Annotated in this window: 21 protein-coding genes and 2 other annotated features (1 of these 23 cut by a window edge); all 21 genes read left to right on the plus strand. The window is 42.1% G+C overall.

Annotated elements, in window-relative coordinates:
• Positions 1-222: a binding site (T-box leader), on the plus strand; it begins 10 nt to the left of the window's first position.
• Between the two features lie 80 nt (positions 223-302).
• On the plus strand, positions 303-956 hold the full coding sequence (cysE, locus tag MHI35_RS00620) for a serine O-acetyltransferase (RefSeq protein WP_144523148.1): 654 nt from the start codon (positions 303-305) through the stop codon (positions 954-956).
• Positions 953-2353: a cysteine--tRNA ligase gene (cysS, locus tag MHI35_RS00625; RefSeq protein WP_335349241.1), complete on the plus strand. Its 1401-nt coding sequence runs from the start codon at positions 953-955 to the stop codon at positions 2351-2353. The genes cysE and cysS overlap by 4 nt, the downstream gene beginning before the upstream one ends.
• Before the next feature lie 3 nt (positions 2354-2356).
• Positions 2357-2788, plus strand: coding sequence for a Mini-ribonuclease 3 (locus MHI35_RS00630; RefSeq protein WP_003217007.1), 432 nt, complete (start codon positions 2357-2359; stop codon positions 2786-2788).
• Complete coding sequence (rlmB, locus tag MHI35_RS00635) at positions 2772-3521, plus strand: 23S rRNA (guanosine(2251)-2'-O)-methyltransferase RlmB (RefSeq protein ID WP_144523146.1); 750 nt, start codon at positions 2772-2774, stop codon at positions 3519-3521. Before MHI35_RS00630 ends, rlmB begins: the two co-directional genes overlap by 17 nt.
• Positions 3522-3523: 2 nt before the next feature.
• Positions 3524-4036, plus strand: coding sequence for a ribosome-dependent mRNA decay endonuclease Rae1/YacP (rae1, locus tag MHI35_RS00640; protein WP_003216949.1), 513 nt, complete (start codon positions 3524-3526; stop codon positions 4034-4036).
• Positions 4037-4099: 63 nt separating this feature from the next.
• Positions 4100-4756 (plus strand): RNA polymerase sporulation sigma factor SigH, encoded by a 657-nt coding sequence (gene sigH / locus MHI35_RS00645; protein ID WP_003217132.1) that lies wholly within the window; start codon positions 4100-4102, stop codon positions 4754-4756.
• Positions 4757-4832: 76 nt separating this feature from the next.
• The gene (gene rpmG / locus MHI35_RS00650; RefSeq protein ID WP_012008694.1) at positions 4833-4982 is read left to right on the plus strand and encodes a 50S ribosomal protein L33; all 150 of its coding nucleotides are present in this window, start codon (positions 4833-4835) and stop codon (positions 4980-4982) included.
• A 35-nt stretch (positions 4983-5017) separates the two neighbouring features.
• Positions 5018-5194, plus strand: coding sequence for a preprotein translocase subunit SecE (gene secE / locus MHI35_RS00655; RefSeq protein WP_003216942.1), 177 nt, complete (start codon positions 5018-5020; stop codon positions 5192-5194).
• 170 nt (positions 5195-5364) lie between these two features.
• Entirely contained in the window at positions 5365-5898 is a 534-nt protein-coding gene (gene nusG, locus MHI35_RS00660; RefSeq protein ID WP_003217197.1) for a transcription termination/antitermination protein NusG, read from the plus strand.
• Positions 5899-6069: 171 nt separating this feature from the next.
• Positions 6070-6495 carry a 50S ribosomal protein L11 gene (gene rplK / locus MHI35_RS00665; protein ID WP_003216956.1) on the plus strand — a complete coding sequence of 142 codons (426 nt, stop codon included), beginning with the start codon at positions 6070-6072 and terminating at the stop codon, positions 6493-6495.
• Between the two features lie 99 nt (positions 6496-6594).
• Positions 6595-7293: a 50S ribosomal protein L1 gene (gene rplA / locus MHI35_RS00670; RefSeq protein WP_144523145.1), complete on the plus strand. Its 699-nt coding sequence runs from the start codon at positions 6595-6597 to the stop codon at positions 7291-7293.
• Positions 7294-7341: 48 nt separating this feature from the next.
• Positions 7342-7482, plus strand: a sequence feature (ribosomal protein L10 leader region).
• Positions 7483-7551: 69 nt separating this feature from the next.
• Positions 7552-8052 carry a 50S ribosomal protein L10 gene (rplJ, locus tag MHI35_RS00675; protein WP_003217048.1) on the plus strand — a complete coding sequence of 167 codons (501 nt, stop codon included), beginning with the start codon at positions 7552-7554 and terminating at the stop codon, positions 8050-8052.
• Between the two features lie 42 nt (positions 8053-8094).
• On the plus strand, positions 8095-8460 hold the full coding sequence (gene rplL, locus MHI35_RS00680) for a 50S ribosomal protein L7/L12 (protein WP_003216952.1): 366 nt from the start codon (positions 8095-8097) through the stop codon (positions 8458-8460).
• Positions 8461-8557: 97 nt separating this feature from the next.
• Positions 8558-9163 carry a class I SAM-dependent methyltransferase gene (locus MHI35_RS00685; protein WP_144523144.1) on the plus strand — a complete coding sequence of 202 codons (606 nt, stop codon included), beginning with the start codon at positions 8558-8560 and terminating at the stop codon, positions 9161-9163.
• 255 nt (positions 9164-9418) lie between these two features.
• Entirely contained in the window at positions 9419-13000 is a 3582-nt protein-coding gene (rpoB, locus tag MHI35_RS00690) for a DNA-directed RNA polymerase subunit beta (RefSeq protein ID WP_041815109.1), read from the plus strand.
• A gap of 61 nt (positions 13001-13061) precedes the next feature.
• Positions 13062-16661, plus strand: coding sequence for a DNA-directed RNA polymerase subunit beta' (rpoC, locus tag MHI35_RS00695; protein ID WP_012008699.1), 3600 nt, complete (start codon positions 13062-13064; stop codon positions 16659-16661).
• 145 nt (positions 16662-16806) lie between these two features.
• A complete protein-coding gene (locus tag MHI35_RS00700; RefSeq protein ID WP_003216985.1) occupies positions 16807-17055 on the plus strand; it encodes a 50S ribosomal protein L7ae-like protein in 249 nt (82 codons plus the stop codon).
• A gap of 112 nt (positions 17056-17167) precedes the next feature.
• Positions 17168-17587 (plus strand): 30S ribosomal protein S12, encoded by a 420-nt coding sequence (rpsL, locus tag MHI35_RS00705; protein WP_003216962.1) that lies wholly within the window; start codon positions 17168-17170, stop codon positions 17585-17587.
• 120 nt (positions 17588-17707) lie between these two features.
• Positions 17708-18178: a 30S ribosomal protein S7 gene (rpsG, locus tag MHI35_RS00710; RefSeq protein WP_003216884.1), complete on the plus strand. Its 471-nt coding sequence runs from the start codon at positions 17708-17710 to the stop codon at positions 18176-18178.
• 54 nt (positions 18179-18232) lie between these two features.
• Entirely contained in the window at positions 18233-20311 is a 2079-nt protein-coding gene (gene fusA / locus MHI35_RS00715) for an elongation factor G (protein ID WP_044139654.1), read from the plus strand.
• Positions 20312-20429: 118 nt separating this feature from the next.
• Complete coding sequence (tuf, locus tag MHI35_RS00720) at positions 20430-21620, plus strand: elongation factor Tu (protein ID WP_012008701.1); 1191 nt, start codon at positions 20430-20432, stop codon at positions 21618-21620.
• Positions 21621-21719: the final 99 nt, after the last annotated feature.

Consider the following 21719-nt stretch of genomic DNA (forward strand, 5'->3'; position numbering starts at 1 on the left):
TGCGAGGGAGAAGTACAATGTTTTCGTCCATCACAGAAAGAGTCTTCATCGGCTGAAAGAGACTTATGGGCAGACGTTGGAAATGCACCCTCAAGACCCTTGAGGAACACAAGTACGTAAGTATGCAAGGGCGGTACCCTCCGTTATGGGATGAAGTTGAGAAGGCTGCGAAATGAGGGCTTTCTAAACAGAGTGGAACCGCGTTTTCAAAACGTCTCTGTCATATGGCAGAGGCGTTTTTTATTTGTCCAAAAAAGAGAGCAAGTCCGAAGAGAGATTGATGGGGAGAACGGGGGGAGCATGTGTTTTTCAAAATGCTGAAAGAAGATATTGATACTGTGTTTGATCAAGATCCTGCTGCTAGAAGCTATATTGAAGTAGTGCTAACCTATTCAGGGCTTCATGCGATTTGGGCCCATCGTATCGCGCATGCATTTTATAAGCGGAAGCTGTACTTTCTTGCGCGGATCATTTCTCAGGTCAGCCGGTTTTTCACAGGGGTGGAAATTCATCCTGCGGCAACCATTGGCAGGCGTTTCTTCATTGACCACGGCATGGGAGTGGTGATCGGGGAAACATGTGAAATTGGAGACAACGTCACTGTTTTCCAAGGCGTGACATTAGGGGGAACAGGGAAAGAAAAGGGAAAGCGGCACCCGACCATTTTAGACGATGCGCTCATTGCGACAGGTGCAAAGGTGCTTGGTTCCATTACAGTTGGAAAAGGAGCCAAGATTGGAGCGGGATCGGTCGTCTTAAAGGACGTACCTGACCATTCCACCGTTGTCGGTATACCTGGGCGAGTCGTCGTTCAAAATGGTAAGAAAATCAATCGTGATCTCAATCATCAAGATTTGCCAGATCCAATTTCCGATCGTTTCAAAGAATTGGAACGAAAAATGGAAAAGCTAAAAGGTGAGCTGGCTTCATTGAGCAGAAAGGAAGAACAATCATGACAATCAATATTTATAATACATTGACACGTAAGAAAGAAGAATTCGTCCCGCTTGAGACAGGAAAGGTCAAGATGTATGTGTGCGGACCAACCGTTTATAACTACATCCATATCGGGAATGCAAGACCTGCTATTGTTTATGATACTGTACGTAAGTATTTAGAATACAGCGGCTATGATGTGAACTTTGTCTCAAACTTTACAGATGTGGATGATAAACTCATCAAAGCAGCCAATGAACTTGGAGAAGATGTTCCGACGATTGCTGACCGCTTTATCCAAGCATACTTTGAAGACGTCAGTGCACTAGGCTGCAAAAAAGCTGATCTTCACCCGCGCGTGACGGAAAATATGGATGATATCATTGCATTTATTGCGACATTAATTGAAAAGGGCTACGCCTATGAAGCAGATGGCGACGTGTATTACAGCACACGCTCATTTGAAGGCTACGGGAAGCTTTCTCACCAGTCGATTGATGAACTGAAGACAGGTGCTCGTATTCGTGTAGGTGAGAAGAAACGAGATGCGCTGGACTTTGCTTTATGGAAGGCTGCAAAGGATCAAGAAATCTCATGGGATAGCCCGTGGGGCGAAGGACGCCCAGGCTGGCATATCGAATGCTCGGCCATGGTTAAAAAATATTTAGGTGATACGATCGATATTCATGCAGGCGGACAGGATTTAACCTTCCCTCACCATGAAAATGAAATCGCTCAATCTGAGGCTTTAACAGGCAAACCTTTTGCAAAGTATTGGATGCATAACGGATATATTAATATTGAGAATGAAAAAATGTCAAAATCACTTGGCAACTTTGTGCTTGTGCATGACATTGTAAAAGAACAAGATCCTGATGTGCTTCGTTTCTTTATGTTGTCGGTTCACTACCGTCATCCAATTAACTATTCAATGGATTTACTAGAGAGCACAAAGAGTGCGTTTAACCGACTCAAAACGTCATATGCTAATTTACATCATCGCCTCGAAAGCAGCACGAATATCACAGAAGACAATGCTGAATGGCTGGCGAAGGTTGAAGAGCAGCGAGCGACATTTATTTCTGAAATGAATGATGACTTCAATACGGCAAATGCGATCTCTGTTTTATTCGAACTTGCGAAACAGGCGAATTATTATATGGAAAATGATCATACTTCGGAGGAAGTGATCAAGGCATTTATCGGCTTGTTCCAAGAAATCACGTCTGTCCTTGGCTTCTCATTAGAAGAAAAGCATACGCTTGACGAAGAAGTAGAAGCGTTAATTGAAAAACGCAATGAGGCTAGAAGAAATCGTGATTTTGCACTATCTGATCAAATTCGTGACCAGTTAAAAAGCATGAATATTGTATTGGAAGATACTCCTCAAGGTACTCGCTGGAAAAGAGGAGAATAGGTTATGTTGAATTTTGAAAAGCTGAAAGACGGTAAACAGTTAAACGGACTTGCGCTTGCTTATATGGGTGATGCCATTTTTGAAGTCTACGTGAGGCATCACCTCCTCCAAACGGGGGCGACAAAACCAAATGAGCTGCACAAACGAGCAAGCAAAATTGTTTCAGCTAAATCTCAGGCAGCTATTTTATTTACGCTTCAGCAGCAAGGCTTTTTCACTGAAGCAGAAGAAGCGGTACTGAAAAGAGGAAGAAATGCAAAATCAGGCACAGTGCCTAAAAACACAGACGTTCAAACGTATCGTTATAGTACGGCGTTTGAAGCGCTCATGGGTTATTTATTTATTGAAAAGCAGGACGAACGCTTAGAAGAGCTGATTAGTCAGGCGATTGAAATCGGAACGTCAGGGAGGAAGACAAATGAGTCAGCAACATGATTATGTGATTGGGAAAAATGCAGTGATTGAAACACTGAAGTCAGATCGGGAGTTATACAAGCTCTGGATGGCAGAAAACACTGTAAAAGGACAAGCCCAGCAGGTCATTGAACTCGCAAAACAACAAAATATCACCATTCAGTATGTTCCGAGGAAAAAGCTTGATCAAATGGTCACAGGTCAGCACCAGGGAATCGTTGCACAAGTAGCAGCATATGAATATGCAGAATTGGACGATTTATATCAAATCGCTGAACAGCGGAATGAACAGCCATTTTTTCTTATCTTAGATGAAATTGAAGACCCGCATAATTTAGGTTCCATTATGCGTACAGCAGATGCTGTAGGTGCACACGGGATTGTGATTCCGAAAAGGAGAGCGGTCGGCTTAACGACAACTGTTGCCAAAGCATCTACTGGAGCAATTGAACATATTCCTGTTGCCAAAGTCACCAATCTTTCAAGAGCTCTTGATGAGATGAAAGAAAGAGGAATCTGGGTCGCAGGAACAGATGCGTCCGCCAAACAGGATTACAGACAATTTGATGGCACGATGCCGCTTGCTCTCGTGATTGGCAGTGAAGGAAAAGGGATTGGCCGATTGATCAAAGAAAAGTGTGATTTTCTGATTAAGCTGCCAATGGCCGGAAAGGTCACTTCGTTAAACGCGTCAGTTGCTGCTAGTCTATTGATGTATGAAGTGTATCGAAAACGTTATCCGTTAGGAGAATAGAGATGGACATCCTCTTAGTCGATGGATACAACATGATAGGTGCATGGCCACGGCTGCAGCACTTAAAGGAAAACAGCTTTGAAGAAGCCAGAGACATACTGATTCAAAATTTAGCTGAATATCAAGCCTACACAGGGTATCGAGTCATTGTCGTATTCGATGCCCATATGGTCAAAGGAATTGAAAAAAAGCGAATCAATCACCGAGTAGAGGTCATCTTTACGAGAGAGAATGAAACGGCTGATGAGCGGATTGAAAAGCTTGCCCAGGATTTGAATAATATTCGGACGCAGATTCATGTGGCGACCTCAGACTTTACAGAACAATGGGCAATCTTTGGACAAGGAGCTCTTCGGAAGTCGGCTCGAGAGCTTTTAAGAGAGATTGAAGTGATCGAACGAAAGATTGAAACGAGAGTTAAAAAGATTACTTCTGATAAACCAGCATCCAAGATAGAATTGTCAGAAGATGTATTGAAAACGTTTGAAAAATGGCGGCGTGGGAATCTAGAATAGCTTGACGATATTTCAACCATTAATGTATAATATTTCTATCTAGGTGCGGTCGGGGGGATCGAAGTGAATCTAAACAACAGCAAGGATAAATCCATCAGAGAGCAATTTTGCCAGTTGGAAGATGAACAAGTCATTGAAAGGGTTCATGTCGGAGATAGTGATGCGCTAGATTACTTAATAACGAAATACCGAAATTTTGTACGTGCAAAAGCAAGATCCTATTTCTTGATTGGAGCGGATCGAGAGGACATTGTCCAAGAGGGGATGATCGGACTTTATAAGTCTATTCGCGATTTCAGAGAGGACAAGCTTACTTCATTTAAGGCTTTTGCAGAATTATGTATTACCCGCCAAATTATCACCGCAATTAAAACAGCTACTCGCCAAAAACATATCCCGTTAAATTCCTATGTATCATTAGATAAGCCAATATATGATGAAGAATCAGACAGAACTTTGTTGGATGTCATTTCCGGTGCTAAAGCGCTTAACCCAGAAGATTTAATCATTAGCAAAGAAGAATTTGATGATATCGAAATGAAGATGGGTGAACTATTAAGCGAGCTGGAAAGAAAGGTTCTTGTGCTTTACCTTGATGGCAGATCCTATCAAGAGATTTCTGAAGATTTAAACCGTCATGTGAAATCAATTGATAACGCACTCCAAAGAGTAAAGAGAAAATTAGAGAAATATTTAGAGCTTCGCGAGATTAGTCTCTAATCAAACCTATATTGACAGCTTTTTCGACACTGTGATAAGGTACTAAGGAAATGATGTCGAGAAAATAGGTGTAAATATGAGGAAAAAGATTACTCTAGCCTGTAAAGACTGCGGAAGCCGCAATTATACGACAATGAAAAGTGATGCTTCAGCAGCTGAAAGATTAGAAGTTAAGAAATATTGCAAGACTTGTAATTCACATAAAACACATTTAGAAACGAAGTAAGATTTGCGTTCTTTAATCTGTGGAGGTCTTTTACAATGCGTATTATCAGTTTCTTAAAAAGTGTCGGGAAAGAAATGAAGAAGGTCAGCTGGCCAAAGAAAAACGAAATGATTCGTTACACAATCACTGTTATTTTAACAGTCGTATTCTTTGCAATCTTTTTCTCTTTTCTTGATATAGGAATCTCACAATTAATCGAATTAATTCATTAATACTTGAATAATGGTCTGCTGAACGTGCTATAATAGATCATAATATGACTTGCCAAAAAACCCGTTTTACGGGTTTTTTCAATTGCTTGAAAATATTTACCGGTACTCGAGATTCGTCAAATAGACATTACGAAATGTGGGGAGGGAAGGACTGAATAGTCCTGAACGAAATGGAAAAGAATTGGTATGTTGTGCATACGTACTCTGGCTATGAAAATAAAGTAAAAGCGAACTTGGAAAAGCGTGTTGAATCAATGGGCATGCAAGATAAGATCTTCCGCGTTGTCGTACCAGAAGAAGAAGAAACAGATATTAAAAATGGTAAGAAAAAAGTTGTCAAAAAGAAAGTATTCCCTGGCTATGTCCTAGTGGAAATCGTGATGACTGACGACTCTTGGTATGTTGTTCGTAATACACCAGGTGTCACAGGGTTCGTTGGATCAGCTGGATCAGGCTCAAAGCCGACAGCGCTGCTACCAGGCGAAGCTGAAACCATTCTGAAGAGAATGGGTCTTGAAGAACGCAAAACAGAAATCGACTTTGAATTGAAAGAAACAGTTAAGGTCATCGACGGACCATTTGCTAACTTCACAGGCTCTATCGAAGAGATTGATTACGATAAAAGCAAAGTCAAAGTATTCGTTAATATGTTTGGTAGAGAAACACCCGTGGAACTTGAGTTCACGCAGATCGATAAATTGTAATTCAAAAGAGCTTGAAATGAGTGTATAGAAGTGGTAATATAGCAAAGGTACGTCTTGAGTTCGCTCAAGATCGCTAGCTAGTTATTTCGTCATTCATATAAAGAATGAAGTTGTTGAGTGGGAGGGGGATTCCCCTATTACCACATCACGGACTTTAAGGAGGTGTGTCTCGTGGCTAAAAAAGTAGTTAAAGTTGTTAAATTGCAAATTCCTGCTGGAAAAGCTAACCCAGCTCCACCAGTTGGACCTGCACTAGGTCAAGCCGGTGTTAATATCATGGGATTCTGTAAGGAGTTTAATGCTCGTACAGCTGACCAAGCTGGTCTTATCATTCCTGTTGAAATTTCGGTTTTTGAAGACCGTTCATTTACATTTATTACTAAAACTCCACCTGCTGCAGTTTTACTTAAAAAAGCAGCTGGTATTGAGTCTGGTTCTGGTGAACCTAACCGTAATAAAGTGGCAACTGTTAAGCGTGATAAAGTACGCGAAATCGCGGAAACAAAAATGCCTGACTTAAACGCTGCTAGCGTTGAATCAGCTATGCGCATGGTTGAAGGTACTGCACGCAGTATGGGTATTGTCATCGAAGATTAATTTATTGTCTTGTTGGGTTGCGAGTTTGGTTTTGACAAGTTCGCAACCCTTATTCGTGGGAGGTTATTCCGCTAAAACCACATAAGGAGGATTTTTATAATGGCTAAAAAAGGTAAAAAGTATGTAGAAGCTGCTAAGCTAATCGAACGTACTAAAGCGTATGATGTAGCTGAAGCTGTTTCTCTTACAAAAAAAGCAAATACAGCGAAATTTGATGCGACTGTAGAAGTTGCTTTTCGTTTGGGCGTAGACCCTCGTAAAAACGATCAACAAATCCGCGGTGCAGTTGTACTTCCTAACGGAACTGGTAAAACTCAACGCGTTCTTGTGTTCGCTAAAGGCGAAAAAGCAAAAGAAGCAGAAGCTGCTGGAGCAGACTACGTTGGAGATTCTGATTACATCACTAAAATCCAACAAGGCTGGTTCGAATTCGACGTAATCGTTGCAACACCTGACATGATGGGTGAAGTTGGTAAGATCGGTCGTGTACTTGGACCAAAAGGTCTTATGCCAAACCCTAAAACAGGAACTGTTACATTCGAAGTAGAAAAAGCAATCAATGAAATCAAAGCTGGTAAAGTAGAATACCGCGTTGATAAAGCTGGTAACATCCACGCGCCAATCGGAAAGGTTTCTTTCGAGGACGAAAAGCTTGTTGAGAACTTTGCAACAATCTATGACACAATCCTTAAAGCAAAACCTGCAGCGGCTAAAGGTGTATACGTGAAAAACGTTTCTGTTACATCTACTATGGGCCCTGGTGTGAAAGTGGATCCATCTTCTTTCTCTGTAAAATAAATCTTGACTTATCACAATCATTTTGATAATATCAAAATGTTGTAAAATAGAATATGTCCATTTATACCGTAGACAGCAGGGGCCTTATGGCTTAATTAACCCGCCGAGGTGTATATGTCACAGTCTTACGTTAACGTATGCTTGTATATACAGCCTCCATGTCTTAATGGAGGCTTTTTATATGAAGAACCGTTCGTTAGGAACGTGATGGCCTGATCGGTATAAGTGTTACACAAACAATGTACAGGAGGTGTAACCATGAGCAATGCAATCGATACAAAAAAAGTTGTCGTTGATGAAATTACTTCTAAATTTAAAGATAGCATGTCTACTGTCATTGTAGATTACCGCGGTCTTTCAGTTTCTGAAGTGACTGAACTTCGTAAACAACTTCGTGACGCTGGCGTAGAATTCAAAGTTTACAAAAACACTTTGACTCGCCGTGCAGTTGAACAAGTTGAACTAACAGGTTTAAACGATTTCTTAACAGGTCCAAACGCTATCGCATTCAGTAACGAAGATGTTATCGCACCTGCGAAAATCATCAACGAATTTGCGAAAAGCCACGAAGCTTTAGAAATCAAAGCTGGTGTCATCGAAGGAAACGTAGCGACTGTAGAAGAAGTGAAGGCTCTTGCGGAACTTCCGTCTCGCGAAGGCTTACTATCTATGTTGCTTAGCGTTCTTCAAGCTCCAGTTCGTAACCTTGCTCTTGCTACTAAAGCAGTTGCAGATCAAAAAGAAGAACAAGGCGCTTAATGCGTACTTGACGTAAATAAACTTAAAATGGAGGAATTACAAATGGCTTTAAATATCGAAGAAATCATTGCTTCAGTTAAAGAAGCAACTGTACTTGAGTTAAACGACTTAGTAAAAGCAATCGAAGAAGAATTTGGCGTAACTGCTGCTGCTCCTGTAGCTGTAGCTGCTGCTGGCGGTGCTGCTGCTGAAGAAAAAACTGATTTTGATCTAGTACTTGCTGGTGCTGGAGACCAAAAAATCAAAGTTATCAAAGTGGTTCGTGAAATCACTGGTCTTGGCTTGAAAGAAGCTAAAGAACTTGTTGACAACACTCCAAAACCACTTAAAGAAGGTATTGCTAAAGAAGAAGCTGAAGAACTTAAAGCTAAGCTTGAAGAAGTTGGCGCTTCTGTAGAAGTTAAGTAATCTTCGCCTAATCTTTTGGGAAAGCTCGCTTTTACTGGCGGGCTTTTTCTTTTCTATTCTCCTGAAACGATTGAATCAAGAGGAGGTCCAATTCACCATGAGTGACCACTATTATACGGAAAAGCCATCAGTGAAAAGCAATAAACAGACATGGGACTTCACCTTGAGAAACCGTACCTTTACTTTTACAAGTGACAGTGGAGTGTTTTCTAAGAAAGAAGTCGACTTTGGTTCGAGGCTTTTAATTGAAGCTTTTGAAGAACCTGACGTGGATGGCGATGTCTTAGATGTCGGTTGCGGTTATGGACCGATTGGCTTATCGTTAGCAAACGAAATGACGAGCCGCACCATTCATATGATTGATGTGAACGAAAGAGCAGTCGAACTTTCAAAGGAAAACGCTAAACATAATCGCATTGATAATGTCCGCATCTATCAAAGTGATTTGTTCTCGAATGTTCATTCATCAGCTGCTTTTGCCTCTATACTGACCAATCCCCCAATACGGGCAGGGAAGAAAGTTGTACATGCGATCTTTGAAAAAAGTGCTGATCATTTATTGCCAGAAGGTGAGTTGTGGGTGGTTATTCAGAAAAAGCAGGGTGGACCATCTGCGATTGAGAAATTAGAACAGCTTTTTGGAGAAGTCGAAGTTGTATTGAAAAAAAGGGGCTACAATATTATCAAAGCTAAAAAAGTTTGACGCAGTTTCCTAGCTGTGTTAACATTATAAAATGCCAATGTGTATATTTTGCTTGATAGGCTTAAAAAACAACTATTTTGTATAAATTATGCATACTTGGGAAAACTAATAAAATCGGTATTTGTTTTTGGATGTGGTTTTCTTATTTTAGAAACCCTTTTTTCTTTTGTCTTGTAAAAGTATTTCTTTACTGACATTTGAAAGGCTGAAATACTTTTTACACATATAATACGCATGATTTGAGGGGTGAATCAGTTGACAGGTCAACTAGTTCAGTATGGACGACACCGCCAGCGCAGAAGCTACGCACGCATAAGCGAAGTGTTAGAATTACCAAATCTCATTGAAATTCAAACCTCTTCTTATCAGTGGTTTCTTGATGAGGGTCTTAGAGAGATGTTTCAAGATATATCCCCAATTGAGGATTTTACTGGTAACCTTTCTCTTGAATTCATTGATTACAGTCTAGGGGATCCTAAGTATCCTGTAGCAGAATCAAAAGAACGTGATGTAACTTACTCTGCTCCACTAAGAGTAAAAGTTCGTTTAATTAACAAAGAAACTGGAGAAGTAAAAGACCAAGATGTGTTCATGGGAGATTTCCCAATCATGACAGACACAGGTACTTTTATCATTAACGGTGCGGAACGTGTAATCGTTTCTCAGTTAGTACGTTCTCCAAGTGTATATTTCAGTGGTAAAGTAGACAAAAACGGTAAAAAAGGTTTTACTGCGACTGTCATTCCAAACCGTGGCGCATGGTTAGAATACGAAACTGATGCGAAGGATGTAGTCTATGTACGCATCGATCGCACACGTAAGTTGCCGGTTACGGTTCTTTTGCGTGCTCTCGGCTTCAGCTCTGATCAAGAGATTCTTGACCTCATTGGCGAGAATGAATACTTACGCAACACGCTGGAAAAAGACAATACAGAGAATGCGGATAAAGCACTTCTCGAAATCTACGAGCGCCTCCGTCCTGGAGAGCCACCAACTGTTGAAAATGCGAAAAGCCTGCTAGACTCTCGCTTCTTCGATCCGAAGAGATATGACCTGGCAAATGTTGGACGCTACAAGATTAATAAAAAGCTTCATATTAAAAATAGACTGTTCAATCAAAAATTGGCTGAAACGTTAGTTGACCCTGAAACAGGTGAAATTCTAGCAGAAAAAGGTCAGATTTTAGACAGAAGAGTTCTTGATAAAGTTCTTCCATACTTAGAAAACGGCATCGGATTTAGAAAGCTATATCCAAATGGTGGCGTAGTAGAAGATGAAGTAGAACTTCAATCTATTAAGATTTATGCACCGTCTGATCAAGAAGGCGAGCAAGTGATCAACGTGATCGGGAATGCATACGTAGAGGAAGCTGTGAAAAACATCACGCCTTCTGACATCATTGCATCGATCAGTTACTTCTTCAACCTTCTTCATGGTGTAGGTGATACAGATGATATCGATCACCTTGGTAACCGTCGCCTGCGTTCTGTAGGTGAGCTTCTGCAAAACCAATTCCGTATTGGATTAAGCAGAATGGAGCGTGTTGTTCGTGAAAGAATGTCTATTCAAGACACAAACACGATCACACCTCAGCAACTGATCAACATCCGTCCTGTGATCGCTTCTATTAAAGAGTTCTTTGGTAGCTCTCAGCTTTCTCAGTTCATGGATCAAACAAACCCGCTTGCTGAATTGACGCACAAACGTCGTCTATCAGCGCTTGGGCCTGGTGGTTTGACACGTGAGCGTGCAGGAATGGAAGTTCGTGACGTTCACTACTCTCACTATGGCCGTATGTGTCCGATTGAAACACCAGAGGGTCCAAACATTGGTTTGATCAACTCTTTATCTTCATTTGCAAAAGTGAATCGTTTCGGCTTTATTGAAACACCTTACCGTCGGGTTGATCCTGAAACAGGTAAAGTGACGCCGAGAATCGACTACTTAACTGCTGATGAAGAAGATAACTACGTAGTAGCACAAGCGAACGCTCTTCTAGCTGATGATGGTTCGTTTATCGATGATAATATCATTGCTCGTTTTAGAGGGGAAAACACCGTTGTTCCTCGAAACCGCGTTGACTACATGGACGTTTCGCCAAAGCAGGTTGTTTCTGCAGCGACAGCATGTATCCCATTCTTAGAAAACGATGACTCTAACCGTGCTTTAATGGGAGCGAACATGCAACGTCAGGCTGTGCCTTTGATGCAGCCGGAATCACCGATTGTTGGTACAGGTATGGAGTATGTATCAGGTAAAGACTCTGGTGCTGCTGTCATCTGCCGCTACCCAGGTGTTGTAGAACGTGTTGAAGCAAAAAATATTTGGGTTCGCCGCTATGAAGATGTCGACGGACAACAAGTCAAAGGAAACCTAGACAAATACAGCTTGCTGAAATTTGTCCGCTCTAACCAAGGGACTTGCTACAACCAACGTCCAATCGTAAGTGTTGGAGATGAAGTCGTAAAAGGAGAAATCCTTGCAGACGGTCCTTCAATGGAAAAAGGTGAATTGGCTCTAGGACGTAACGTCATGGTCGGCTTCATGACTTGGGACGGTTATAACTACGAGGATGCGATCATCATGAGTGAGCGCCTTGTAAAAGATGACGTCTACACGTCTATTCATATTGAAGAATATGAATCAGAAGCTCGTGATACAAAGCTTGGACCAGAAGAAATCACTCGTGATATTCCAAACGTTGGGGAAGATGCTTTACGCAACCTTGACGAGCGTGGAATCATCCGTATCGGTGCAGAAGTAAAAGACGGAGACCTTCTTGTAGGGAAAGTAACGCCTAAAGGTGTAACAGAACTAACAGCTGAAGAACGTCTATTACATGCAATCTTCGGCGAAAAGGCTCGTGAAGTACGTGATACGTCTCTACGTGTTCCACACGGCGGCGGCGGAATTATCCACGACGTTAAAGTCTTTAACCGTGAAGATGGAGATGAATTACCTCCGGGTGTGAACCAGTTAGTCCGCGTATACATCGTTCAGAAGCGTAAAATTTCTGAAGGTGATAAAATGGCCGGACGACATGGTAACAAAGGGGTTATCTCTAAAATCCTTCCAGAAGAAGATATGCCGTATCTTCCAGATGGAACGCCGATTGATATCATGTTAAACCCTCTAGGGGTACCATCTCGTATGAACATCGGTCAGGTACTTGAGCTTCATATGGGTATGGCTGCACGTTACCTTGGCATCCACATTGCGTCACCAGTATTTGATGGTGCACGAGAGGAAGATGTTTGGGAAACGCTTGAAGAAGCAGGTATGTCTCGTGATGCGAAAACAGTCCTTTATGACGGTCGAACTGGTGAACCATTCGATAACCGTGTATCAGTCGGAATCATGTACATGATCAAACTGGCTCACATGGTTGACGATAAACTTCACGCTCGTTCAACTGGACCATACTCACTTGTTACGCAGCAGCCACTTGGCGGTAAAGCACAGTTTGGTGGTCAGCGTTTCGGAGAGATGGAAGTATGGGCACTTGAAGCTTACGGTGCAGCATACACACTTCAAGAGATCTTAACAGTTAAATCGGATGACGTGGTGGGTCGTGTGAAAACATACGAAGCCATCGTCAAAGGGGATAACGTCCCTGAACCAGGTGTCCCTGAATCATTCAAAGTGTTAATTAAAGAACTTCAAAGTTTAGGTATGGATGTCAAAATCCTATCTGGCGATGAAGAAGAGATAGAAATGAGAGATTTAGAAGACGATGAGGAAACGAAGAAAGCAGACGGATTAGCGTTATCTAATGACGAAGATGCTGCAGACCTCGCTCCTGTCGATCTTGAACGTGACGCAGTCACAAAAGAATAGCAGAAACGATTAGAGCAAGTGACTAGGGTATAACCCGAAGATTAAAAGGGAGGTAGGCCCCTTGCTAGATGTGAACAATTTTGAGTATATGAACATCGGTCTCGCATCACCTGATAAAATCCGTTCTTGGTCTTTTGGTGAAGTGAAAAAGCCTGAAACGATTAACTATCGTACACTGAAACCTGAAAAAGATGGTCTCTTTTGTGAACGTATCTTCGGACCGCAAAAAGACTGGGAATGTCATTGTGGAAAGTATAAACGCGTTCGTTATAAGGGTGTTGTATGTGACCGTTGTGGTGTAGAAGTAACACGGGCAAAAGTCCGTCGTGAGAGAATGGGGCATATCGAACTGGCTGCCCCAGTTTCCCACATTTGGTATTTCAAAGGTATCCCAAGCCGTATGGGTCTTGTTCTTGATATGTCACCACGTGCGTTAGAAGAAGTGATTTACTTCGCTTCTTACGTTGTGACAGATCCGGGCAACACACCGCTTGAGAAGAAACAACTTCTTTCTGAGAAGGAATTCCGTGCTTATTTAGATAAATACGGTAATACATTCTCAGCAGCTATGGGTGCAGAAGCAATCAATAAACTTCTTCAAGATATCGATCTTGTCAAAGAAGTAGATACACTGAAAGAAGAGCTGAAAACAGCTCAAGGACAGCGTCGTACACGTGCGATTAAACGCCTTGAAGTGCTAGAAGCCTTCCGTAACTCAGGAAACAAACCATCATGGATGATTCTTGATGTACTTCCGGTTATTCCGCCAGAATTACGTCCAATGGTTCAGCTTGATGGTGGACGTTTTGCTACTTCTGACTTAAACGACCTTTATCGTCGTGTCATCAACCGTAACAATCGTCTGAAACGTTTATTAGATCTTGGCGCGCCAAGCATCATCGTTCAGAACGAGAAGCGTATGCTTCAAGAAGCTGTCGATGCCTTGATTGATAATGGGCGTAGAGGCCGACCAGTAACAGGACCAGGAAACAGACCATTGAAATCTCTTTCTCATATGCTGAAAGGGAAACAAGGACGTTTCCGTCAAAACTTGCTTGGTAAACGTGTTGACTATTCTGGACGTTCCGTTATCGTCGTAGGACCACATTTGAAAATGTATCAGTGTGGGCTTCCGAAAGAAATGGCTCTTGAATTATTCAAACCATTCGTGATGAAGGAGCTTGTTGAAAAAGGTTTAGCTCACAACATCAAGAGTGCGAAGCGTAAAATTGAGCGCGTGCAGCCGGAAGTATGGGATGTTTTAGAATCAGTAATTCGTGAGCATCCAGTTTTACTAAACCGTGCACCGACTCTTCACAGACTTGGTATTCAAGCGTTTGAACCTACACTTGTGGAAGGACGCGCAATTCGTTTGCATCCACTTGTATGTACTGCCTACAACGCTGACTTTGACGGTGACCAAATGGCGGTTCACGTACCATTATCTGCTGAGGCTCAAGCTGAAGCTCGTATCTTAATGCTTGCTGCTCAAAACATTTTGAACCCGAAAGATGGAAAACCTGTTGTTACGCCATCTCAGGATATGGTGCTTGGTAACTACTACCTTACACTTGAGCGTAAAGGTGCTATCGGAGAAGGTATGGTCTTCAAAGATACTAACGAAGCCCTTCTAGCTTATCAAAATGGGTATGTACATCTTCATACACGTGTAGCTGTTGCAGCTAATTCGTTGAAGAATGTGACATTTACTGATGAACAGCGTTCTAAATTGTTGATTACAACAGTTGGAAAACTGATCTTTAACGAAATCTTACCGGAATCATTCCCTTACATGAATGAACCGACAAAGAGCAATATTGAAGAAAAAACGCCTGACCGCTTCTTCCTTGAAAAAGGTGAAGATGTCAAAGCTACGATCGAGAAACAAGAAATCAATGCGCCGTTCAAAAAAGGTATTTTAGGTAAAATCATTGCAGAAATCTTTAAGAGATTCCATATCACTGAGACATCTAAAATGCTTGACCGCATGAAAAATCTTGGTTTCAAATACTCTACTAAAGCGGGTATTACGGTTGGGGTGTCTGATATCGTTGTATTAGATGATAAACAGAAGATCCTCGAAGAAGCGCAAGCAAAAGTAGATAACGTCATGAAGCAATTCAGACGTGGTTTGATTACTGAAGAAGAGCGTTACGAGAGAGTTATTTCGATCTGGAGTTCTTCTAAAGATGTCATCCAAGGTAAACTGATGAAGTCCCTTGATGAAGTCAACCCAATCTACATGATGAGTGACTCTGGAGCGCGTGGTAACGCATCTAACTTCACTCAGCTAGCTGGTATGCGTGGTCTGATGGCCAACCCGGCTGGACGTATCATTGAACTTCCGATCAAATCTAGTTTCCGTGAAGGTTTAACCGTATTGGAATACTTTATTTCCACTCACGGAGCGCGTAAAGGTCTTGCCGATACAGCCCTTAAAACAGCTGACTCAGGTTACCTCACGCGTCGTCTCGTCGACGTTGCACAGGATGTTATCATCCGTGAAACAGATTGCGGTACAGACCGTGGTATCTTGGCGAAGTCCATTAGAGAAGGCAATGAAATTATTGAGAAACTTGAAGAACGTCTCATTGGACGTTTTGCAAGAAAACCAATTGTTCATCCTGAAACGGGCGAAGTCATTGTTGGCGAAAACGAACTAATTGATGAAGATAAAGCACTTGAAGTAGTTGAAGCAGGAATTGAGGAAGTATGGATCCGTTCTGCATTTACATGTAATACGCCTCATGGTGTATGTAAACGATGCTACGGCCGTAACCTTGCAACTGGTACTGACGTTGAAGTCGGTGAAGCAGTTGGAATCATCGCTGCTCAATCAATCGGTGAGCCAGGAACACAGCTTACAATGCGTACGTTCCACACAGGTGGGGTAGCAGGAGACGATATCACACAAGGTTTACCTCGTATCCAAGAGCTATTTGAAGCGCGTAATCCGAAAGGGCAAGCGACCATTTCTGAAATTGATGGTGTCGTTGCTGAAATTAACGATGTTCGTGATAAGCAGCAGGAAATTGTGGTTCAAGGCGATGTTGAAACTCGTTCTTACACAGCTCCTTACAATGCACGTCTGAAAGTTGTTGAAGGTGACAAAGTCACTCGTGGTCAAGTACTGACAGAAGGTTCGATCGATCCGAAAGAACTTCTTAAAGTGACTGACATGACAGCTGTTCAAGAATATCTGCTTCATGAAGTACAAAAAGTATACCGTATGCAAGGGGTAGAAATCGGAGATAAGCACGTTGAGGTAATGGTTCGCCAAATGCTTCGTAAAGTGCGTGTCGCTGATGCAGGGGATACAGATGTATTACCAGGCACACTTCTTGATGTACATCAATTCACTGAAGCGAACAAAAAAGTACTATTCGAAGGCAAGCGCCCTGCAACAGGCCGCCCAGTTCTTCTTGGTATCACAAAAGCATCGCTTGAAACAGACTCATTCTTGTCTGCAGCATCCTTCCAAGAAACGACTCGTGTCCTAACAGATGCGGCGATCAAAGGAAAACGTGATGAACTGCTTGGCTTGAAAGAGAATGTGATCATCGGTAAACTTGTTCCAGCTGGAACAGGAATGCCAAACTACCGTAAAGTTAAGCCGGTTTCACAAGTGCAACCGTCTGATGATATGGTGCCTGTAGAGTAATCTTTCTCGTGAGATTCCTATAAAATCATCAAAAAATGGTGAAGGATGTCAAGATAATCTGTCATATGATATTGACATCCTTCTGCCATGATGATAATATAACCAAGGTGCTCAAAATAAAACCTGTTACTTTGGAGGATATTCGATGTCTTATGATAAAGTATCACAGGCTCAATCCATTATTATTGGTACGAAGCAAACAGTAAAAGCTCTGAAACGAGATTCAGTAAAGGAAATCGTCGTAGCGAAAGATGCTGATCCTGCTTTAACAGCTAGTGTAACAAAACTAGCGCAAGAGAAGGGTGTAGACATTTTAGTGGTAGATTCCATGAAAAAGCTCGGCAAAGCCTGCGGAATTGAAGTTGGGGCAGCAGCTGTTGCCATTATGTTATAGCGTACTTGTTTTGTTTTTGCATGTGTAAATGCAAAAGCATTGTTTTTTGCCTTTTAATGAACCACCTGGGTATGTGGGTTATAAAAAAAGCAACGAAGGGAGGAATAACAACATGCCTACAATTAATCAGCTAATACGCAAAGGACGCGTGAGTAAAGTTGAAAACTCAAAGTCTCCTGCACTTAACAAAGGATACAACAGTTTCAAAAAAGAGCACACTAACGTAACATCTCCACAGAAGCGCGGGGTTTGTACTCGTGTCGGCACAATGACACCGAAAAAACCAAACTCAGCACTACGTAAATATGCTCGTGTACGTTTGTCTAACCTGATTGAGGTAACAGCTTACATTCCTGGTATCGGACATAATCTACAAGAGCACAGTGTAGTACTTATCCGTGGCGGACGTGTAAAAGACTTACCGGGTGTACGTTACCACATCGTTCGTGGTGCGCTTGATACTGCCGGAGTTGACGGTCGTATGCAAGGACGTTCTAAATACGGAACAAAACGCCCTAAACAAAGCAAATAATACAAACAAACATAAGGGTTTTTAGAAGTTGATATCAGATCAGTGGAGTCAGGCAACTGACAATGATATTGAGATGAGAGACAGATAGAAATCCTTTTAAATGAGAAGGGAGGCTATCAGATGCCACGTAAAGGTCCTGTAGCAAAAAGAGACGTATTGCCAGATCCAATTTACAATTCTAAACTTGTATCTCGTTTGATCAACAAAATGATGATCGACGGTAAAAGAGGAAAGTCACAAACTATTCTCTACAAGTCATTTGATATCATCAAAGAACGTACTGGTAATGAAGCGATGGAGGTTTTCGAACAAGCCTTGAAAAACATCATGCCAGTTCTTGAAGTTAAAGCACGTCGTGTAGGTGGAGCTAACTACCAAGTTCCTGTAGAAGTTCGCCCAGACCGTCGTACTACTTTAGGTCTTCGCTGGTTAGTAAACTACGCTCGTCTTCGTGGAGAAAAAACGATGGAAGAGCGTCTTGCTAACGAAATCCTTGACGCAGCTAACAACACTGGTGCTGCTGTTAAGAAACGTGAAGATACACACAAAATGGCAGAAGCGAACAAAGCATTCGCTCACTACCGCTGGTAGGATTTATACCAAACTAAAAAAACTATTCCCTAATAAGGAAGGAGAAATTACCCAATGGCAAGAGAGTTCTCCTTAGACAAAACTCGTAATATTGGTATCATGGCTCACATCGATGCCGGTAAAACGACAACGACTGAGCGTATCTTATACTACACTGGTCGTATCCATAAAATTGGTGAAACTCACGAAGGAGCTTCCCAAATGGACTGGATGGAGCAGGAGCAAGAACGTGGTATTACAATCACTTCTGCTGCTACTACAGCACAATGGAAAGGTTACCGTGTAAACATCATTGATACACCAGGACACGTAGACTTCACTGTTGAAGTTGAACGTTCTTTACGTGTACTTGATGGTGCGGTAGCAGTTCTTGATGCACAATCAGGTGTAGAGCCACAAACTGAAACAGTTTGGCGCCAAGCAACAACTTACGGAGTACCTCGTATCGTATTCGTTAACAAAATGGATAAAACCGGTGCGGACTTCCTTTACTCTGTAAGCACATTAAGAGATCGTCTTCAAGCGAACGCTCATGCAATTCAATTACCGATCGGCGCTGAAGATCAATTCGAAGGAATCATCGACCTTGTAGATAACGTAGCATACTTCTACGAAGATGACCTTGGAACTCGCTCTGATGCACAAGAAATCCCTGCTGAGTATAAAGACAAAGCTGAAGAGCTTCGCAACAGCCTTATTGAAGCTGTCGCTGAGCTTGATGAAGAGCTTATGGAAAAATACCTTGAGGGTGAAGAAATTACAATTCCTGAATTGAAAGCTGCAATCCGTAAAGGAACGTTGAATGTTGAATTCTACCCAGTTCTTGTTGGATCTGCTTTCAAAAACAAAGGTGTTCAGCTTGTGCTTGATGCTGTGCTTGATTACCTTCCTGCACCAACTGATGTTGCTGCAATCAAAGGTATCCTGCCAGATTCAAATGAAGAGGTTGTTCGTGAGTCTACTGATGACGCACCATTCTCAGCTCTTGCATTTAAAGTTATGACTGACCCTTATGTTGGGAAACTAACTTTCTTCCGCGTATACTCTGGAACACTTGCTTCAGGTTCATACGTGAAGAACTCTTCTAAGAACAAGCGTGAGCGTGTTGGACGTATCCTTCAAATGCACGCAAACAGCCGTGAAGAAATCTCTACTGTATATGCAGGGGATATCGCAGCAGCTGTTGGTCTTAAAGATACATCTACTGGTGACACTCTTTGTGACGAGAAAGATACTGTTATCCTTGAGTCTATGGAATTCCCAGAGCCAGTTATCGATGTAGCCATCGAGCCTAAATCAAAGGCTGACCAAGATAAAATGGGTATCGCTTTAGCTAAACTAGCTGAAGAGGATCCAACATTCCGTACACAAACAAACCCTGAAACTGGTCAAACGATCATCTCTGGTATGGGTGAGCTTCACCTTGATATCATTGTTGACCGTATGAAGCGTGAGTTCAAGGTTGAAGCTAACGTAGGAGCTCCTCAAGTTGCGTACCGTGAAACATTCCGTTCTGGTGCAAAAGTTGAAGGTAAATTCGTACGTCAGTCTGGTGGACGTGGTCAGTTCGGACACGTTTGGATCGAATTCGAACCAAACGAAGAAGGCGCAGGCTTCGAATTCCAAAATGCAATCGTCGGTGGGGTTGTTCCACGTGAATACATTCCAGCAATTCAAGCAGGTCTTGAAGATTCACTTGAAAATGGTGTATTAGCTGGATTCCCATTAATCGACATCAAAGCAAAATTATTTGATGGATCTTACCACGATGTTGACTCAAACGAAATGGCGTTTAAAATTGCTGCATCTATGGCATTGAAAAATGCTGTCAGCAAATGTAACCCAGTTCTACTTGAGCCAATGATGAAAGTGGAAGTCGTTATCCCTGAAGAATACATGGGAGACATCATGGGTGATATCACATCTCGTCGTGGACGTGTAGAAGGTATGGAAGCTCGCGGTAACGCTCAAGTTGTTCGCGCAATGGTTCCACTTTCTGAAATGTTCGGATATGCAACTTCACTCCGTTCTAACACACAAGGACGCGGTACTTTCACTATGCACATGGATCACTACGAAGAAGTGCCTAAGAGCATCAGTGAAGAAATCATCAAAAAAAATAAAGGTGAATAATTGATTTTGCCTTTAAACTAAAGTATAACTACTATTGAAGATCAGAAAGTGACAGGTAACTCTTCACTTTCTATCACTCTATACCAAATACAATGAACCTTTAAGGAGGATTTTTAGAATGGCTAAAGAAAAATTCGACCGTTCCAAATCGCATGCTAACATTGGTACAATTGGACACGTTGACCATGGTAAAACAACTCTAACTGCTGCTATCTCAACAGTTCTTCATAAGAAATCTGGTAAAGGTACGGCTATGGCTTATGACCAAATCGATGGTGCTCCAGAAGAGCGCGAGCGTGGAATCACAATCTCAACTGCACACGTTGAGTATGAAACTGAAACTCGTCACTATGCACACGTAGACTGCCCAGGACACGCTGACTATGTTAAAAACATGATCACTGGTGCTGCTCAAATGGACGGCGCGATCTTAGTAGTATCTGCTGCTGATGGTCCAATGCCACAAACACGTGAGCACATCCTACTTTCTCGTAACGTAGGTGTACCATACATCGTAGTATTCCTTAACAAATGTGACATGGTTGACGATGAAGAGTTACTTGAACTTGTTGAAATGGAAGTTCGTGACCTTCTTTCTGACTATGACTTCCCTGGTGACGATGTTCCAGTTATCAAAGGTTCTGCTCTTAAAGCTCTTGAAGGAGATGCTGATTACGAAGCAAAAATCTTTGAACTTATGGACGCGGTTGATGAGTACATCCCAACTCCAGAACGTGACACTGAGAAGCCATTCATGATGCCAGTTGAGGACGTATTCTCAATCACTGGTCGTGGAACAGTTGCTACTGGTCGTGTTGAGCGTGGACAAGTTAAAGTCGGTGACGAAGTTGAAATCATCGGTCTTCAAGAAGAAAACGGTAAAACAACTGTTACAGGTGTTGAAATGTTCCGTAAGCTTCTTGACTATGCTGAAGCTGGTGACAATATCGGTGCACTACTTCGTGGTGTATCTCGTGAAGATATCCAACGTGGTCAAGTACTTGCTAAACCAGGTACAATCACTCCACATAGCCGTTTCAAAGCTGAAGTTTATGTACTTTCTAAAGAAGAGGGTGGACGTCATACTCCATTCTTCGCTAACTACCGTCCGCAGTTCTACTTCCGTACAACTGACGTAACTGGTATCGTACATCTTCCAGAAGGTACTGAAATGGTTATGCCTGGCGATAACACTGAGATGGAAGTTGAACTTATCTCTACTATCGCTATCGAAGAAGGAACTCGTTTCTCTATCCGTGAGGGTGGACGTACTGTAGGTTCTGGCGTCGTTTCATCTATCATTAAGTAATAAAACATATAAAAGAGACTCCTTGCAAAAGGGTCTCTTTTTTTGCTTTTCCAGATCAGAACGGCTACTATAAGCTATAGAATCTAAATGGAACCGAGA

The sequence above is a fragment of the Bacillus sp. FSL K6-3459 genome (genome assembly GCF_038003305.1).
Taxonomy (GTDB): Bacteria; Bacillota; Bacilli; order Bacillales; family Bacillaceae; genus Bacillus; species Bacillus pumilus_O.

Bases quoted from the DNA above. Each gene is read 5' to 3' on its own strand.
- cysS (WP_335349241.1), top strand. From the start codon at position 953: ATGACAATCAATATTTATAATACATTGACACGTAAGAAAGAAGAATTC.
- MHI35_RS00630 (WP_003217007.1), top strand. From the start codon at position 2,357: ATGTTGAATTTTGAAAAGCTGAAAGACGGTAAACAGTTAAACGGACTT.
- rlmB (WP_144523146.1), top strand. From the start codon at position 2,772: ATGAGTCAGCAACATGATTATGTGATTGGGAAAAATGCAGTGATTGAA.
- rae1 (WP_003216949.1), top strand. From the start codon at position 3,524: ATGGACATCCTCTTAGTCGATGGATACAACATGATAGGTGCATGGCCA.
- rpmG (WP_012008694.1), top strand. From the start codon at position 4,833: ATGAGGAAAAAGATTACTCTAGCCTGTAAAGACTGCGGAAGCCGCAAT.
- secE (WP_003216942.1), top strand. From the start codon at position 5,018: ATGCGTATTATCAGTTTCTTAAAAAGTGTCGGGAAAGAAATGAAGAAG.
- nusG (WP_003217197.1), top strand. From the start codon at position 5,365: ATGGAAAAGAATTGGTATGTTGTGCATACGTACTCTGGCTATGAAAAT.
- rplA (WP_144523145.1), top strand. From the start codon at position 6,595: ATGGCTAAAAAAGGTAAAAAGTATGTAGAAGCTGCTAAGCTAATCGAA.
- rplJ (WP_003217048.1), top strand. From the start codon at position 7,552: ATGAGCAATGCAATCGATACAAAAAAAGTTGTCGTTGATGAAATTACT.
- rplL (WP_003216952.1), top strand. From the start codon at position 8,095: ATGGCTTTAAATATCGAAGAAATCATTGCTTCAGTTAAAGAAGCAACT.
- MHI35_RS00685 (WP_144523144.1), top strand. From the start codon at position 8,558: ATGAGTGACCACTATTATACGGAAAAGCCATCAGTGAAAAGCAATAAA.
- MHI35_RS00700 (WP_003216985.1), top strand. From the start codon at position 16,807: ATGTCTTATGATAAAGTATCACAGGCTCAATCCATTATTATTGGTACG.
- rpsL (WP_003216962.1), top strand. From the start codon at position 17,168: ATGCCTACAATTAATCAGCTAATACGCAAAGGACGCGTGAGTAAAGTT.
- rpsG (WP_003216884.1), top strand. From the start codon at position 17,708: ATGCCACGTAAAGGTCCTGTAGCAAAAAGAGACGTATTGCCAGATCCA.
- fusA (WP_044139654.1), top strand. From the start codon at position 18,233: ATGGCAAGAGAGTTCTCCTTAGACAAAACTCGTAATATTGGTATCATG.
- tuf (WP_012008701.1), top strand. From the start codon at position 20,430: ATGGCTAAAGAAAAATTCGACCGTTCCAAATCGCATGCTAACATTGGT.